Raw genomic sequence first — 16503 nt, 5'->3', positions numbered from 1 at the left:
CTGCTTTATCCTGCTCAGTCTGCTGTTACTTTCGGAGCAGGGTACGCTCAAATATCAGATGTTTTAAATCACGGAAGTTGTCCGGGATTGGTCCATCTTGATAGAGGATGTTTGAAAGCTGTTGTATCTCGGTGTGGCAGATAAAATTATAAAAGGTTTGTTCATTTACATCCGCTTTGTTCACAAAGCCACGTTGTATTGCTTTTTGATACAGCTTTTTATAGACATTTATGGTTCCCGCGATATTTACATGATAATTGTTGATGATTCGCATCGGGAGCATAATATGCGAGTCGTCAGGTGCTCTGTAAGGCCAAACATCGGAATATAGTCTGTCGTGCTTTGCGACGAGTGTGGCAGAAAAATTCTGATTTAATAGAATATAAAAATCTTCAGCCACCGTTGAAAAAACACTGATGATGGATAGTTTTATAAGGTATTGAATAGCAGACAACTGAGCTAAATCGAGTCGGTCGTTTTTGGTTGGTGGTGATTCAAGACAAAACGCGATTAGGCAGGCCAGTGCATGAATATCGGCACTTGCGTGAATTTTCCAAATAGCCTGCCGACTTAACTTTTTCCTTTTTACCAGCCCAACAGCATCGGCTTCCTTAAATAGCATTTGCACGTAGCTATGCGGTAAGTTTGACAGTGCTTCGGTGATCGACTGTTTAGTAGGCGTTGGGTTATCAATCAGCTGCCATAGTGGATGGCATAGCAGCGAGGTTAAGCTGAATAGCGGTTGAACCCGCCTGTCGATATCTTCAACCACCTGGCGTCTGACTATTGGCTCGCCTTGTTCCTTTTTATTATAAAATCGAGACGATTTGTTCAGCCAGTCTGCGCCATATTTCATCTTCTCGGCGTCAGTTAATAACTTCTTTTTCATGTCATAGGCACTTAGTGCACCAAGGTGCGCTTTTAAACATGCGCAGCCGTACCTTGTTGCCAACGATTTGGCTTCCCGGCTTAGTTTTAAGTACTGATCAAAGGTATACATGAGGAAAAATAAAATTTAGCATTTTCGATGCTAAATTCTTCCTGTATTAAGCAACACATTGAATAAATTGAAATTTGCAAAATACCCCATCGCTAAACTCGTGCCTTTAATCTGAAAATAAAGCCTTATGCAAGATTAGCAGACTTGCATACTCTTAGTTAATCCTATGAGTTCCATGCAGGTTAATGACGATGCAGAGCGATACAAGCGAAGGTAGTGAAATAGAAACTCTGGCTTTTCAGTTGGAGCGTGAGCTGATGAACAGCTATGGCTCACCTTTACTGACCGGCGAAAAGCTCGCTGAGGCCATGGGGTATCGCAGCATTCACTCTTTACGCAAGCATATGTCACAGAGAAACTTTCCTGTGAAGTTGTTCACAATAAAAGGACGGCGCGGCAGATTTGCATTGGTGAAAGATATTGCCTGCTGGCTGGCAACACAACGACTGCAACATCAATACGAACCAGAGGAGAAGCCTATCGAACAATAGCTAAATATATCGTTATATTCACAAGGCACAGAAAGTGAAAAAGCCAGAGTATTTCGGACTCTGACTTTTTCGGAACTCGTCGAATTTTGTTCGGCTCGACCCGTTTATTTAAGCTTTCTATTGCATCCCTGTCAAGTTTTCGGCTTAGCCGAAGACACAGGACTGCGCGTGCCTTGATTTCATTAACATTGAAATTAAGGAGGCTCATTATGAGCAAGCATACCTTGCGGCAGCTTATCCGGTTGCTGCTAACCACTAACTTTTCCAACCGTCGTATTGCGCAACTGGCGGCGACATCGCCCAACACGGTGCGGACCTACCGGCAAAAGCTGAGCGAAGCCGCGATAGACAGTGCTGAAGTTGCGCAGTTGGCAGACAATCAGCTAGCTGCAAAGCTGAGTACATCGAAACAGCCTGGCTCGGATAAACGTCAGCCAGACTGGCCACACATCCATCAGTTGATGCAGGTTAAGCATCAAACGCTTATTCAGCTTTGGGAAGAATATCGCAGCATATGCCCTGCAGATGCGTTTAGTTATTCCCAGTTTACCCATTACTACCGCCAATACGTTAAATCGATTGATGTCTCGATGCGCCAATATTACGCGCCCGGTGAGGTGTGTTTTGTCGATTTTGCCGGTAAGCGGATACCGTGGACAGAGCCCAAAACACAAGAACCCCAGTTTGCGGAAATTTTTGTCGGCGTGTTAGGTTACTCCCAGCTTATTTTTGCTGTAGCGCTGCGCTCACAGAAGCTGGAAGAATGGCTTGGTGCCCATCAGCAGATGTTCACTTACTATGCTGGTGTGCCACAGTTAGTAGTGCCGGATAACCTCAAATCCGCGATTACCACACCCGGCAAATACCCGGAAATAAATCCCAGCTATCTGGAGTTGGCAGAGCACTATGGCTATGTGATTGAGCCAGCGCGAGTCAGGCGGCCGCAGGATAAATCGCTGGCAGAAATTGGTGTGTTACTGGTCACCCGTTGGATCACCGTTGTGCTGCGTCGCCGGCAGTTTTTTAGCCTTGCTGAGATTAATCAGGCAATAAAAGAGCTGCTGGAGCAGTTAAATAAACGCCCATTTAAACGCTATGAAGGCAACCGGCGTGAGCGCTTTGAACAAGCTGAAAGAGCCGTATTGTCAGCGTTGCCGGATAAGCCGTTTGATATTGGCCGCTGGATACATCAGCAGAAAGTAAACCGCGACTATCACGTCTATGCACTTGGCCATGCCTACTCAGTACCCTACGAGCTGACTAACCAGCACGTGGATATCAAGATTTGCCAAAACAAGGTTGAACTCTACTTCCAACATAAACTGGTTGCCGTGCATGTGCGAGGCTTTATCAAAGGCGGTGCAACCACAGAGCCCGGCCACCGGCCCAAAAGCCATCAAGCTTATGCCGAGCAATCCAAAGCACACTTTATGCAGTGGGCCAAAGGGATTGGTGAAAGTGCATCGGCTTTGGTGTGTGCTCAATTTGCCAATAAGCCGGAACACTCGCTACAGGGCTGTAAAGCCAGCTCGCAGCTGCAAAAGCTGGCCAGACATTATGGTAATGACCGGTTTGAAAGAGCCTGCAAGTGCGCCTGTGACATCCAATCACTGACAGCAAGCAGCGTGCGCTCGATTTTGCAATGTCGTTTGGATGATGCCGCACAAACGGATATACCGGTACAAGTGCAGTTACCGCTACATCATAATGTGCGTGGGGCGCAATATTATATAAACGGAGGGCAGTAAAATGAGTGAGCAACAAGTGTTTGAACACTTCCGGGCTCTCCGGTTGCCCGGTATGAGCACGGCCCTGCAGCGGGTATTGGACACGCCGGATATGGCGGCTATGCCGGTTATCGATATCCTGGCGTTTCTGACCTGTGAGGAAATCCAGTACAAGGCGCAGAAAAAGCGTGAACGATTGTTCAAAGCCGCGAAACTGAAGCAGGCTCAGGCTTGTGTGGAGAATATTGACCACCTGGCTAAACGGGGGATTGATAAGGGCTATCTCGCCACGCTGATTAACTGTGAATGGATAACCCGAAATCAGTTCTTAATTATTACCGGCCCTACCGGTGTGGGTAAAAGCTGGATCGCCTGTGCCTTAGCAAACCAGGCTATCAAACTGAACCAGCCGGTATTGTACAAACGTTTTGGTTTGCTGATGGAAGAGCTGGATATTGCCCGCAAAGATGGCTCTTTACCGAGGTTGCGAAGTTATCTGTCCAAATTCAAATTGCTCGTTTTGGATGACTGGGCCATTACGCCATTACTCGAGCGTAACCGGCAGGACTTGCTGGAATTGATGGAAGAGCGTACCGAGTCAGGCTCGCTGATTATTACCACACAACTGCCGGTAAGTAAGTGGCATGAATACATCGGAGAGCCGACGATTGCAGATGCCATTATGGACAGGATTGTTCACCGCGCTCACCGGCTGGAATTGCACGGCGAATCTATGCGCAAAGTGTACAAAACCATCGGGGAGGGCAAGTCATGAATAGAGAAATACACATTGATGGCTTCGAGCAAATGCTGGTATCTGTTGATGTTGACGATATATATGTCAAACAGCTGTTTGAGATCTACCACCAGCGATTAATCACTAACCCGATGGTATGCCAGAAGCTTAAGCTGCGGGGTATAGGTATGGATGCAATTCTGGCGTTTCAGATGGGCTACTGCGACCGCAAGTTAAACCGCTATGTTCAGCCCTCTGATAAGCCGGATGGCGCTGGCTTTAGAGGTGCACTGCGACGTTTGGAGTTAACCAAGGCTAATGGCCATGAGATCTTCAGAGGTTGTATCGTAGAACCGGTGTTTGAGGGCGACAGGCTGATAGCAGCATGTGGAGTTAAGCTGATCTGCCCCAGTCGCCCGGCTTCGCGCATTATCCAGTGGTACAGGAACTGTGTTTACACATGTCCTGTCAGGTTCAACATCATGGTATGGGGAAAGCGTTATGTTACTCACTAAGCCAGCATCTCTGGCACTGCCCGGCTGTATCCATTATTACCTGGATGTTTGCCGGGCTAAGGGGCAGAGTGAAAATACGGTGGTCAGCAAAGAGGCTGCTCTATCCCTATTTCAGCAGTGGTGTGAGGCACTGGGTATTATCAGCCTGGAGCAAGTGGATGTAGACTTACTGGACAGCTATCAGCAATATCTGCATCAATACCGCAAAGTACGTAATGGCGAGCCATTGTGCCGGGCAACCATACGGTACCGGTTAACAGTGGTAAAAGTGCTGATCAGGACGCTGTTTGTTAAAGGCGTGCTTGAGGTGAATAGTACAGAGCACTTTGAATTGCCTAAAATTGGCAGGCGGTTGCCCAAGCCAATCCTAAGCAAGCTAGAAGTGAAAAAAGTGCTGCAACAATCAGAGCATTATGGTCAGCGTGGTTTAAGAGATAGGGCGATAATGGAAACATATTATGCCTCCGGTATTCGACGTTCTGAGCTGGGAACCCTGACACTGGATGATCTGGATTTTGAGCAGTATCAACTCAGAGTTAATCAGGGAAAAGGCTTTAAAGACCGGTATGTACCAATAGCCAAGAGTGCCTGTTTTTGGATCTACCGCTATTTGAAAGAGGTAAGAACCAGGCTGGCAAATGAACATTCAGGTAAAGTCCTGTTCTTGGCAAACAATGGTAAGCCGTTCCGGGCTGCACAGTTGTCGGAGCTGGTAGCGAAATATATCAAGCTATCAGATATTCGTAAAAGAGGTGCTTGTAACCAATATCGGCATGCTGCTGCAACGCACATGGTCGATAATGGCGCGGATATCCGCCACGTGCAGGAGTTTTTGGGCCATGCCGATCTGTCTACCACACAAATCTATGTGCACGTGAGTATGGTAAAGCTGAGAGAAGTTTACAACAGGACGCATCCAGCCGCCCAAAAATGAGAATGTAGGTTCAGGGATGAACCTTAAGGCAGTTGTTGCGAATATTTCGAAAACTTGACGCCGTTGCGAATATTGCGGATAATTACTTGAAAACTTGAAAACTTGAAAACTTGAAAACTTGAAAACTTGAAAACTTGAAAACTTTAGAGATTATTGAAATGTTAAATGTACAATCATTACCGAGTGCTGAAGAAATTGCATTGGCAAAGTTAAGCAGCCAGGAGCTTTCTGCTGTATTGGAAGCAAATGGTGATGTACAAAATTTTAATGTGGTGGGAAAGGATGGCGAACACCATTCGGTAAAGCTTCCTGCCAGTGCGGTTAAATTAATGATCGAGGTACTGACTCAACTCGGTCAGGGTAATAGTGTGAGCATCACTCCTATACATGCTGAGCTGACAACGCAAGAAGCGGCGGATATGCTGAATATGTCCCGCCCCACCTTTATTAAGTTGCTTGATTCCGGAGAGCTTGCTCATAACAGAACGGGCAATCGTCGTAAGGTTGCGTTTGTCGATGTGATGAAATATAAGCAAAATCTTGATGCTAAACGCCTAACAGCCCTGGATGAGTTATCAGCCCTCGATCAGGAGCTGAATTTGGGATATTAAATGGCAACCTATACCGTGATCCTGGATGCATGTGTGATGTATCCAGCGCCGTTGCGCAGTTATTTATTATATCTTGCACAAACCGGCCTTTACCGTGCCAGATGGACCGAGCAGATACATGATGAATGGATACGTAATCTGCTAAAGAATCAACCTGACCTGCCCGCAGAAAAGTTACAAAAGACACGGGAACTGATGAACAGCCATGCACCGGATTGTGTTGTTGAAGGCTACCAACAGTTTGTTACAGGCATTGAGCTACCTGATGACGACGACAGGCATGTTGTCGCGGCGGCAATAAAGGGCCAGGCAGAAGGCATCATTACCTTTAACCTGAAAGATTTTCCGCAGCAGAGCCTGGCTCCTTTGGGATTAACGGCTATTCACCCAGATGTATTTCTGACTGATATGTTTGAACTCGATCCTGGCAGAGCAATTCTGGCAGCACAGCGACAAAGAGGTTCACTAAAGAACCCTCCCATGACGGTGGAGGAATATCTGGATTCGTTGCAACGACAAAAGCTGCCTGCATTTGTATCCAAGTTACGCCAATTTGAAATGATACTGTAAAAGTCCCGCAAGGGGCTTTTTCTTCGCTCTTTAATAAGTTAACTCCAAAAGCACTATCCGATTAATTCATATGAACGGCCGGGCGTATGATTACAACCTTGGTAGGTTTTTGAGTGTTGACCCGATAATCCAAAGCCCGGCAAACTCGCAAAGCTTGAACCCCTACAGCTACATCATGAACAACCCGCTGGCTGGCACCGATCCTACGGGTTACTGTGCCGCAGCAACTGGTACTCGGATTAAGTCTTGCGGCGATATGAAAGTTGACCTGAAAATAGACGGCAAGGTTGTTGGAAGTACGGTAGTCAAAGATGTTAATTTCAAAAATGGTGCTGAAGTAAACTCTGCTAAGGCTGTTGGAGCTGGCCAGATAGGTCAGGCGATCATGGATATTGGTGCTCAGCAAAACACAGCTACTATTAATGGAGGGAATATCAATGGTGGTGAGAACCAAAAAACTGATTTCCAAACTCTTTTAAAGAGTGGAGCTTTTGAAAGCCCGTTCGGCCAAGCACAGCAATGGGTATTTGATAACTTTATAAACCCAATTCCTGATATTGAAGATTCAATAAATGCTGCAATGAATGGCGATTATACTGGCGCATTGGAATCAATGGCCGGTATTGTCGGTAAAAAAGTAAAAGGCGTAGGGAAAATTGGTGAGAGTATCGCTGACGGCGTTACTGATTTAACAGAGCGAGTTCGACATTTCACAAATAATAAAGGGTTGGAAGGTATCCGTGAAAGTCAGGTTATCAAAGCCAGTGATCAAAACAGTGTGTTTACGGAAAGAGCTAGAGGGAAGCCAGGAAGTCCCCGTGATGTTGAGCAAAGACTGGGTATTGGGCCTGGTAGAGGTAGAAACTACGTCGAGTTTGATGCAAGCCCCAGTGAATTTAAAGTTATTAAGAACCCTGTTACCGGTGCTACCGAAAGGGTTTTCAACGGAAATGTTGACTTACCGGGTCGTAATGCAACATTCATTAAAAGATAAAAAGTGAGGCTATGTGTGGATAGAGAAATCAATATCAAGCTTAATGAAGCTATTCATGTTTTCGAGGTGGTTGAAAAATTACAGAAGTTTTTGCATCAACCAGCGAACCACTTAAATATAGAGGCCTTTGCAAAGGAGATTTATCCAGAGTTGAAAGATATATATCACAACATAATATGGGACTGGCTGCCTGACGATGTGAAGGCTGAGTTGGAAGAGCGTTAAATTACATATTCAAGAGCTACCTTGGGCTTAACTTAGGTGAATAGAACCATCAGCAGGCTGGGCAGTGTGGGCCGGTAGAAGTGATCAGCGTTGGCCAGCAGGCCTGGCAATCTGAACCAGTGCCACTAACTTTTAACTCTGTTTCAATGGCCTTCAGTTCTGCAAATCCTGTGGAAGCTTGAGTGGGGGAGCTAAACGGGAATATATAGTTGGTAATACCGTTTTGATAATGGATATTTAAATGTGATATATATGTGATAATTTCCGTTCCTATTTGGAGAAAAGTTTGTTTAGTGTTAGTAGTTATTTGCCTAATGGCGAACTTCACTAACTGATTATTTAAGGAAGGAAGATTGTTATGAAACTAGAGTTAAATAAAAAGCAGCTGGTAAATTTATCGCAAGATGCTCAGGTTCTGCCCAATGAACTCACCCCTCAGGTTGGCGGCGGTGTCAATACTCAAGGATGCCCCGAACCGTCTGTTAATTATCCGAATCAACCTGGCTGCAGAGTCTCCGACCCATCAGGTTTTACACATATGTGTTGCCTTATTCCCTGAAAAATACTGCTAAAAGCGACAGAAGTATGATTATAACTTTCGTTTATGATGCAAACTAAAGGAATATAAAATGAAACTTGAATTAAACAAAAAACAACTAGTGAACTTATCGCAAGATGCTCAGGTTCTGCCCAATGAACTTACTCCTCAGGTTGGCGGTGGCGCAGTAACGGACTGGTGCCCGCAGCCATCTGTTGATAGCCCAAACAGACCTGGTTGTCCAATTTCTGATCCAACGGGTTTTACACGTCCTTGTTGTCAAATTCCTTAATCAGACAATTTTTACATCTATCAGGCAGAGAGATTTACTCTCTGCCTTTCTGCAAAAATTTTTTCAGATGGTTATATTTTTGAAGCCACACATTGGCTAAAAAACATTTAAGGAAAATGATGCAACAAACCAGTGTGATTGATGAAGCAGAGAGTATTGTCAGGGAAATGATCAACGAAATACAAAATATACCGGAAAAAGCCATCAGTTCTGGCCTGCTAACTGGGCTTAGCGGGCACCTTTTATTTTTATGGCATGCAGGCAAGTTTTTGCCAGAGCAGGTATCTGAATCATTATTTAATCGGCATCTGTCGGAAATGGAAGTTGTTGATCATACCAAGCCCTTTGGGATGTCTTTTGGTATTGGTATAACCGGTATTGCCTGGTTATATGAAACTTTTTTGCAGGATCAGACCGACAGTTACCAGCCAGAGTTTAACCAGAATACTGATATTCTTGTACAACAATATCTGGAACAGGTTTCAGATAGTACAGATATCGAATATGTACTTGGAGTGAGTGGTATTGCAGTATATCTGGCGCGAAGAAATCGTTGCCGGCAAGCGCTGGGTTGTAGTGAATTATTGATCTCAGTTTTGCAGAGGCAAGCACATTTTCTGGACGAATCATCTTGTGCCTGGAGCACGCCGCCGTCTTCAATCTATCGTTTCAATAAAGATAATAACAACCCTGAGTTTAATCTGGGATTAGCTCATGGCGTTCCGGCTGTATTAGCCGCTTTAATCGCTTTACATGACGGATTAACCCAGCAAAAAGCAACAGCAGCAAAACTTCTAAATGCCGGCTGCAATTGGCTATTGGCACAACGTCAGGACCCGCAAAAGTATGGTTGTTATTTTGGCAATGTTGCGGAGAAACTATCTCAATCCCGGCTGGGATGGTGTTATGGGGATTTGACTATTGCCCTAACTTTGTTTCGCGCAGGGCATTTGCTGCAAAGAGATGACCTTATTGGTGCCGCGACTGAAATTTGCCTGCATGCCAGTCACAGAACACTTGAACAAAGTTTCGTTCAGGACGCAGCTATCTGCCACGGCATAGCTGGTTTAGCACTTAGCTTTCGTCTGCTATCAGAATATTGCACGCACCCACAAATAAAATTGGCGGAGCAGTTCTGGCATAACGAACTCTTGACGTTATATCGAACCCAAGGCCTGAAAGGTTTTTATCGGTTTGGGGAAGAAGAAGGGCAACCCACTTATCTGGAGGATGCCTCTTTATTGAACGGTTATGCCGGAATAGGTTTGTATTTACTGACTACTCTGGGACAAAACGCTGATTGGACAGAAGCTTTGCTGCTGCAATAAATAAAATAATAGAAATACAGGTGTTTAATGGCCAGTACTGCAAAATTAGAAGCCGATTTTTTTGTTATCCGTATTCCGCGGCTTAGCTGCAGAATCGTTAAAGCTCTCCCTGTTAATGAAGCAGAATTACAGGATTATTTGTCCGGTTGGCTGGCATCACCCGGAGTAAAAGAAGCGCTTTATCTGGCAAGCCCTTCACTGCTGGAACGTTTAGAACTCTGGCAGGCTAAACCCGACAGTAAATCAGGCATAAAAGTCACTTATGCGTTGCTTAAGTACCTTATACGTATGGGGTGCAGAGCAACACCTTTTGGTTTATTTGCCGGGGTAGCTTCAGGCAGTTTTAATGAAAACACTGTGCTTAAACCTGCTTCACTGGCTGTTGAACGTCGTAAAACCCGACTGGATATGTTTTATCTGGGCACTATCCAGCAAGAGTTGGCACAGAACCCTGCCGAAATAGCACAGTGTTATTACAAACCTAACGCAACACTCTATTTGCTGGGCCACACTTACCACTATATCGAACCTTATCAGTCTGCAGATAAACGGCAGTATCGGCTCAGTGCCGCTGAACAGGATGAATATCTTGACGCTGTGCTCGCACTGGCTTTAAAGGGCAGAACGAAAACTCAGCTGGTGCAGGCATTCTCAGAGCGATACCCTGAGGCGGATATCACGGATATTGAACATTACCTGCAACAACTGTTTCAGGAACAAGTGCTTATTCCCGAGCTTAAACTCCCCCTGACATCCGGCAATACGGGAGAGTCATTTGTTACCTCTGTGAAACTGGCCGGAGCACAGCAGACAGCTAGTGTGTTGGAGCAAATACTGGCTGAACTGCAGAACCATGATCGCCTCAACACCTGCACCCCAGATGAATATCGGGCGATGTACCAAACACTGAAGGCTCTGCCCTATAAGGTGTCCGAAAATAAATTGTTTCAGAGCGATACCTGGCGAACGATGGAGCACGCCAATATCAGTACCTCTCTTTTAAATACTCTACAGCAAACAATTCTGGCATTAAAAACCACAGCTTCTGATAAGACAGGACATTTTGATACTTTTATCCGGCAATTTAATCAGCGTTTTGAAGGCCAGTTTGTATCTCTGCTACAGGTGCTAGATGACGAAGCAGGTGTTTCTTTTTCATCAGATACAGGCTATGAATCACCATTATTAGCCGGGTTAAATATTACTTCATCACGTGATGCCGGCAATAATCATCATATCAGCAAGTTTGAGCAGCTTTTTTTACGGGAAGTGCCACTAAAAAACAACACTTCCACCCTGGAGTTGAAATCTGAAGATCTACTAAAAGACCGTGATAAAAACATCATGTTAAAACAGCTGCCGGCCTCATTTGCAGTGAATATTTCGCTGTATCAGGACGAAAACAATCAGCTGTTGATTCATCTGCATGGCCTGTCAGGGCCATCAGGAGCCAATATGCTGGGGCGCTTTTGTCATCTTGATGAGCAGTTACTTAATCAGGTAAGGCAATACCTGAAAAAAGAAGAAAGCCTGTCACCGGAGGCCATATTTGCCGAAGTAGTACATATGCCAGACGGGCGCCCGGGTAATGTGATCTCAAGACCATCATTACGTGATTATGAAATTGTATTTCTGGCTGATACCACACTGGACGAGAGCAAACAGATCGCTGTCAGCGATCTTTATGTATTTATCGAAGCCGGCAAGGTAAAACTCTGGTCTAAAAGGCTGAATAAACAAATTATTCCCCGTCTTACCTCGGCACATAACTACTCTTCCCATGCTCTTGGCATTTACCGCTTTCTTTGCATGCTTCAACATCAACAAGCTGAATTACCGCATTTTGTCATGCCAGCATCCTTCAACCAGATGGAATATGTGCCCCGCATACAGCTTGATAACGTTATCCTGCATGAAACCCACTGGCGGATTGAACGCGAAATGCTGGTGGCGTTAATACAGAATAAAGAGTGGCAGGCTGAAGCATGGGCAAAACTCTGTGACAGATATAAGATTAAACGTTATGTCTGTTATGCCGTTGCAGACAATGTTCTTACCTTAGATTTGCACAATCCGTTTATGGTAAATCTGCTGTTATCTGAAACCCAGCACCAAAAATATATTTTGTTAAAAGAATCATTGCTAATGCAGTATCAGAGCTATGTCAGCAATGACGACGGCTCTTTTGCTCATGAAATTATTGTACCGCTAGTTAATAATGCCGCAGTTCCGGAGCAGGTACTACACGAGAACCCACAAGCACAAATTAATTCCACCACAGTTCGGCGCTTTCAGCCTGGTTCAAAGTGGCTGAGTATTAAATTATATGCTGCTAACAGCACTGTTGAACAAATCTTGCTGGAAGATATAAAACCATTAATTGAAACGATGTACGCACAGCAAAGCTTCGAACAGTGGTTTTTTATACGGTACGCGGATCCCGACTGGCATATTCGCCTGCGGTTTTATGGCAATCCTCAGCAACTTTACAGTCAGCTACTCCCCCAGTTGCAACAACGTTTAGCACCATGGTTAAACAGTAATAAATTGCATCGCTTAGAGCTTTTCACTTATGAGCGGGAGGTTGAGCGCTATGGTGGCGAGCAAGGTATTGTATTTGCTGAAAATATTTTTAGGGTCGACAGCGATATCATATTACAGGGCCTTGAATTAATTACCGGGTATGGTGAATCCATAAGATGGCGTCTGGCATTACAGCTATCAGATGCGTTACAGGACGCCTTTGGCTACAGTCTTCCTGAAAAACTAAAGTTGATAAGTGAACTACGGCATAAGTTCGGGCAAGAATTTCAGGAACATACTCATCTACGCAATCAATTGGGGAAAAAGTACCGTGAGCAGGCTGATTATATCAGGCAAGACTTTTCTGCTAACCAGCCTGACAGTAACCATACCCAGACAACAAAACCGCTGTCAGAACTGCGCCAACGCTACTTGCAGACACTAGAGCCTATTGCACAGCAATTAATACAACTGCAGCAGACTGATAGCCTTACCTGCAGCCTGGACACACTAGTGGCGTCATTGCTACATATGTTGAACAACCGTATTTTCAAAGCTTATGGTCGTGAGCAGGAGTTTGTTGTTTACGATTTCTTAAGAAGGCGTTATCTTTCAGAGGGCTCGAAACACAAATAAATTACAGTTGAGTCAATATTCCGGGCCCATGCATACATGAAATCACTTTTTCGTCAGCAGGTTTTAGATGTCAGACAGTCCCGCCTTCAGGGAGAAGTCAATTTAACCCAACCTCCAACGTTTACGTTACTGGCGGTGTTAATCAGCTTTATTCTGATTGCTAGCCTGCTGTTTTTGATTACAGGCAGTTATAAACGAAAAGAAGTGGTCTTTGGCATATTACAGCCGGAACAAGGAATAATACGGGTACAAACCAACCAGTCCGGTACTGTGCAACAATTTCTTATTGCAGAGGGGGAGCGTGTTGAGGCCGGGCAAGCATTGCTGCAACTGACAATGAACCGCTATTTAGCCGAGCAGACCGAGCTAAATGCAGCGCTAGGCAAAGAGCTGGACATTATCCTGGCTAATTTACAGCGCCAGAAATTACAGGAAGAACAAAAGTATCAACTGCGCTTAAAAGAAATAGCAGCACGGATAGCCAACCTGAAGAAACAGCAGGAACAACTACAAACTCAGCATGCAACCTTCATGAAGCGGCTGGAGTTAAATGATTATCTGGTAAGCCAGATCTCCCAGCTTTCCGGCACAGGGTATATTTCCAATATTGAATTAAGCCGGCAGCAAGATACTCTGCTGTCGTTACAACAGCAGGAGCAGACGCTAATCAATCAGCAATTGGTTCTGGAAGAACAACTACAACAACAGCTTAGTGAACAGCAACAGCAACCATTAGATTTCAATGCGTCTCAGGGCCAACTGGATAATCAGATTTCTGAACTCCGTAATCAGCTTACGCGCCTGCAACATGAGCAATCAACATTAATTACAGCACCTGTAGCCGGAACGGTAACGGGTATTCTGATAAAGCCTGGCCAGTACTTAGCTGCAGGCAGTGTGGCATTGAGCATTTTACCTGACGATACGCAGTTAGAAGCCGTTGTTTATGTGCCCACCCGGGCTATCGCATTTATTGAAAGTGGGCAACACGCCCGTATTCGTTTTCACGCATTTCCTTATGAACGCTTTGGGGTGCACGAAGGCAAGGTATTAGAGATTAGTCGTACTGTGATTATGCCTGATGAAGTGCCCGGACTAACTCTGGAAGAGCCGGCTTACCGGGTGCGCATAGGCTTACAGCAACAATTTATTTATGCCTACAACCGTGAGCTTTCTCTGCGATCAGGCATGGCTCTGGATGCTGATATAGTGACAGAGCACCGCAGCCTTATACGGTGGTTATTTGATCCTATTTTCAGCCTGAAAGGACGTTTGTAATGCAGGCAGCTGTGCAGAAGTTAACATTTTGGCATAAGAATTCACTACCAGTAATTTATCAGACAGAAGCTGCTGAATGTGGTCTTGTTTGTATGGCAATGGTGGCTGGGTATCATGGGTATCACACCAGTTTGAATGAACTTAGACACAAATTCTCGTTGTCTATTGAGGGCTGCACTCTGCTGGATTTAATGAATTTTGCTGAGAGGTTGGAGCTTTCAGCAAGGCCGTTACGCATAGAAATGGAAGGCTTGCCGTCATTAAAAACACCATGCATTTTGCACTGGGATTTAAACCACTTTGTTGTTTTAAAGAAAGTTAGTGGCGATATGTGCCATATCCACGATCCGGCAACCGGCTTCTGTAAGATGCCTATGTCTGAAGTAGCGAAGCATTTCACCGGTATTGCGCTTGAGCTGATCCCTACTAATAATTTCTCCTTGAAAGAAGGCCAATCCAGGCTTGGCTTATCTAATTTCTGGTCTAAAATTACCGGCCTTAAACGCTCACTAACATTGCTCTTTGTTTTTTCTATTCTGCTACAGGTGTTCACCTTAATTGCACCTTATTATATGCAGCTGGTCATTGATGACGTCATTCTTACCCGCGATACAAGCTTATTGCTGGTGTTGGCTATTGGCTTTAGCATGGTGTTGCTGTTTGAAATAGCCACAAATATTGCCCGCAGTTTTGTATTGTTGCATTTTGGCAGCCAGCTCAGCATACAGATGGCAGGAAACCTGTTTCATCACCTGATCCGTTTGCCACTCAACTATTTTGAAAAACGGCATATGGGTGACGTTGTTTCCCGCTTTGGCTCACTGCAGCAAGTGCGTGAGCTATTAACAACAGGAGTTATTGAAACACTAATCGACGGCTTGATGGCCTCCGCAATTTTGGTGGTGATTCTGGTTTACAGCCCTTCTCTCACCGCCGTGGTGGTGGTCGCTGTACTCTCCTATGCTTTATTTCGTTTAGCCATGTACCGCTCATTGCGTATGGTATCCGAGCAGGAAATTCTGGCACGGGCCAACGAGCAATCTAATTTTATGGAAACTGTCAGAGCAATGCAGACTATTAAGCTATTTGGCTCAGAAGCCAAACGGGAAGGACTCTGGCAAAACCACTATATTAACTTCACCAATAAATCTATTAATCTTGGCATCTTCAATATTTCTTATCAGGCAGTGAACCGCCTGTTATTTGGGCTGGAAAATATCCTGGTGGTTTATCTGGCTGCCCGTTTAGTGCTTGAAGGTGGTTTTAGTACCGGTATGTTATTTGCCTTTATGGCGTATAAAACCCAATTTATGGATCGCATGGCCCGGCTGATCGATAAGTTGATTCAGTTTCGTATGTTAAGCCTGCATTTCGAACGTATCGGCGATATAGCACTGTCGGCCAAAGAGCAGGTGCATCCCCCGCAGGAAAGACAACACCAGATCGAGGGCCAGATAGAGTTAAAAAACATCTCTTTTTCTTACAGCGACGTTACCCGCCCTGTGCTGCAGGATATTAATATCAGTATAAAATCAGGAGAGTCTGTTGCTCTGGTAGGCCCTTCTGGTTGTGGAAAAACAACCTTGATGAAAGTAATGTTGGCTTTATTGCAGCCCGCCAGTGGCAGCATTCTGATTGATAATATTTCGTTGGATCAAATGGGGATAAGCAACTATAGACGCCAGGTAGCGGCCGTTATGCAGGATGATCAGCTTCTGTCAGGCAGTATTCGGGATAACATTGGCTTCTTTGAAGACAATATCGACATGGCCTGGGTAGAGGAATGCGCAAAAATGGCAGCAGTTCATAGTGACATCATGCAAATGCCGATGGGGTACAATAGCCTGATTGGAGATATGGGCTCCGCATTATCCGGCGGACAGAAGCAGCGTGTATTGCTTGCCAGAGCTTTATACCGCAAACCCCGCATCTTATTTTTGGATGAAGCAACCAGTCATCTGGATACCAAAACCGAATCTTATGTAAGCAAAGCGATTCAACAACTTAATATTACACGTGTTGTAATTGCACATCGGCCAGAAACTATCGCATCGGTTGACAGAGTTATTCAACTGCAACCGAGAAAAGATATTATAGAATAGCCA

General features: G+C 45.0%; 16 protein-coding genes. 15 read left to right on the top strand and 1 reads right to left on the bottom strand.

Translation table 11 applies throughout. The features are described 5' to 3' along the window. Positions 1 to 25 precede the first annotated feature (25 nt). A complete protein-coding gene (locus tag AR688_RS16920; RefSeq protein WP_156420338.1) occupies positions 26 to 889 on the bottom strand; it encodes a hypothetical protein in 864 nt (287 codons plus the stop codon). 302 nt (positions 890 to 1191) lie between these two features. On the opposite strand from AR688_RS16920, the gene AR688_RS16915 reads away from it, so the two are divergent. From AR688_RS16915 to AR688_RS16850, 15 genes are all read left to right on the top strand, one after another. Then, complete coding sequence (locus AR688_RS16915; protein ID WP_068236754.1) at positions 1192 to 1491, top strand: hypothetical protein; 300 nt, start codon at positions 1192 to 1194, stop codon at positions 1489 to 1491. A 209-nt stretch (positions 1492 to 1700) separates the two neighbouring features. Next, complete coding sequence (gene istA, locus AR688_RS16905) at positions 1701 to 3239, top strand: IS21 family transposase (protein ID WP_068236748.1); 1539 nt, start codon at positions 1701 to 1703, stop codon at positions 3237 to 3239. 1 nt (position 3240) lies between these two features. Then, positions 3241 to 3993: an IS21-like element helper ATPase IstB gene (istB, locus tag AR688_RS16900; RefSeq protein WP_068236744.1), complete on the top strand. Its 753-nt coding sequence runs from the start codon at positions 3241 to 3243 to the stop codon at positions 3991 to 3993. Continuing rightward, entirely contained in the window at positions 3990 to 4469 is a 480-nt protein-coding gene (locus tag AR688_RS16895) for a hypothetical protein (protein WP_068236742.1), read from the top strand. Before istB ends, AR688_RS16895 begins: the two co-directional genes overlap by 4 nt. After that, the gene (locus tag AR688_RS16890; protein ID WP_068236738.1) at positions 4456 to 5403 is read left to right on the top strand and encodes a tyrosine-type recombinase/integrase; all 948 of its coding nucleotides are present in this window, start codon (positions 4456 to 4458) and stop codon (positions 5401 to 5403) included. The genes AR688_RS16895 and AR688_RS16890 overlap by 14 nt, the downstream gene beginning before the upstream one ends. Positions 5404 to 5537: 134 nt before the next feature. Beyond that, positions 5538 to 6014 (top strand): excisionase family DNA-binding protein, encoded by a 477-nt coding sequence (locus AR688_RS16885; protein ID WP_197412267.1) that lies wholly within the window; start codon positions 5538 to 5540, stop codon positions 6012 to 6014. Beyond that, complete coding sequence (locus AR688_RS16880) at positions 6015 to 6584, top strand: PIN domain-containing protein (RefSeq protein ID WP_068236735.1); 570 nt, start codon at positions 6015 to 6017, stop codon at positions 6582 to 6584. Between the two features lie 55 nt (positions 6585 to 6639). Beyond that, a complete protein-coding gene (locus AR688_RS16875) occupies positions 6640 to 7578 on the top strand; it encodes an HYD1 signature containing ADP-ribosyltransferase family protein (protein WP_331458837.1) in 939 nt (312 codons plus the stop codon). 15 nt (positions 7579 to 7593) lie between these two features. After that, complete coding sequence (locus tag AR688_RS16870) at positions 7594 to 7803, top strand: hypothetical protein (RefSeq protein WP_068236729.1); 210 nt, start codon at positions 7594 to 7596, stop codon at positions 7801 to 7803. A 358-nt stretch (positions 7804 to 8161) separates the two neighbouring features. Further along, a complete protein-coding gene (locus tag AR688_RS20260; RefSeq protein WP_156420337.1) occupies positions 8162 to 8362 on the top strand; it encodes a hypothetical protein in 201 nt (66 codons plus the stop codon). A gap of 70 nt (positions 8363 to 8432) precedes the next feature. Further along, positions 8433 to 8633 carry a hypothetical protein gene (locus tag AR688_RS20255; RefSeq protein ID WP_156420336.1) on the top strand — a complete coding sequence of 67 codons (201 nt, stop codon included), beginning with the start codon at positions 8433 to 8435 and terminating at the stop codon, positions 8631 to 8633. Between the two features lie 119 nt (positions 8634 to 8752). Further along, complete coding sequence (locus AR688_RS16865; RefSeq protein WP_068236726.1) at positions 8753 to 9961, top strand: lanthionine synthetase C family protein; 1209 nt, start codon at positions 8753 to 8755, stop codon at positions 9959 to 9961. 27 nt (positions 9962 to 9988) lie between these two features. Further along, the gene (locus tag AR688_RS16860) at positions 9989 to 13120 is read left to right on the top strand and encodes a lantibiotic dehydratase (protein ID WP_068236723.1); all 3132 of its coding nucleotides are present in this window, start codon (positions 9989 to 9991) and stop codon (positions 13118 to 13120) included. Between the two features lie 36 nt (positions 13121 to 13156). After that, a complete protein-coding gene (locus AR688_RS16855) occupies positions 13157 to 14398 on the top strand; it encodes an HlyD family secretion protein (protein ID WP_068236721.1) in 1242 nt (413 codons plus the stop codon). Beyond that, positions 14398 to 16500: a peptidase domain-containing ABC transporter gene (locus tag AR688_RS16850; RefSeq protein ID WP_068236718.1), complete on the top strand. Its 2103-nt coding sequence runs from the start codon at positions 14398 to 14400 to the stop codon at positions 16498 to 16500. The genes AR688_RS16855 and AR688_RS16850 overlap by 1 nt, the downstream gene beginning before the upstream one ends. Positions 16501 to 16503 lie beyond the last annotated feature (3 nt).

Source organism: Rheinheimera sp. EpRS3 (assembly GCF_001513785.1).
In the GTDB taxonomy this organism is placed as follows: Bacteria; Pseudomonadota; Gammaproteobacteria; order Enterobacterales; family Alteromonadaceae; genus Alishewanella.
Note: the sequence above shows the minus strand (reverse complement) of the source record. Positions and strands in the feature narration are given on the sequence as shown.

Coding starts and splice junctions, on each gene's coding strand:
- AR688_RS16920 (WP_156420338.1), bottom strand. CDS start 889: ATGAAAAAGAAGTTATTAACTGACGCCGAGAAGATGAAATATGGCGCA.
- AR688_RS16915 (WP_068236754.1), top strand. CDS start 1,192: ATGCAGAGCGATACAAGCGAAGGTAGTGAAATAGAAACTCTGGCTTTT.
- istA (WP_068236748.1), top strand. CDS start 1,701: ATGAGCAAGCATACCTTGCGGCAGCTTATCCGGTTGCTGCTAACCACT.
- istB (WP_068236744.1), top strand. CDS start 3,241: ATGAGTGAGCAACAAGTGTTTGAACACTTCCGGGCTCTCCGGTTGCCC.
- AR688_RS16895 (WP_068236742.1), top strand. CDS start 3,990: ATGAATAGAGAAATACACATTGATGGCTTCGAGCAAATGCTGGTATCT.
- AR688_RS16890 (WP_068236738.1), top strand. CDS start 4,456: ATGTTACTCACTAAGCCAGCATCTCTGGCACTGCCCGGCTGTATCCAT.
- AR688_RS16880 (WP_068236735.1), top strand. CDS start 6,015: ATGGCAACCTATACCGTGATCCTGGATGCATGTGTGATGTATCCAGCG.
- AR688_RS20260 (WP_156420337.1), top strand. CDS start 8,162: ATGAAACTAGAGTTAAATAAAAAGCAGCTGGTAAATTTATCGCAAGAT.
- AR688_RS20255 (WP_156420336.1), top strand. CDS start 8,433: ATGAAACTTGAATTAAACAAAAAACAACTAGTGAACTTATCGCAAGAT.
- AR688_RS16865 (WP_068236726.1), top strand. CDS start 8,753: ATGCAACAAACCAGTGTGATTGATGAAGCAGAGAGTATTGTCAGGGAA.
- AR688_RS16860 (WP_068236723.1), top strand. CDS start 9,989: ATGGCCAGTACTGCAAAATTAGAAGCCGATTTTTTTGTTATCCGTATT.
- AR688_RS16855 (WP_068236721.1), top strand. CDS start 13,157: ATGAAATCACTTTTTCGTCAGCAGGTTTTAGATGTCAGACAGTCCCGC.
- AR688_RS16850 (WP_068236718.1), top strand. CDS start 14,398: ATGCAGGCAGCTGTGCAGAAGTTAACATTTTGGCATAAGAATTCACTA.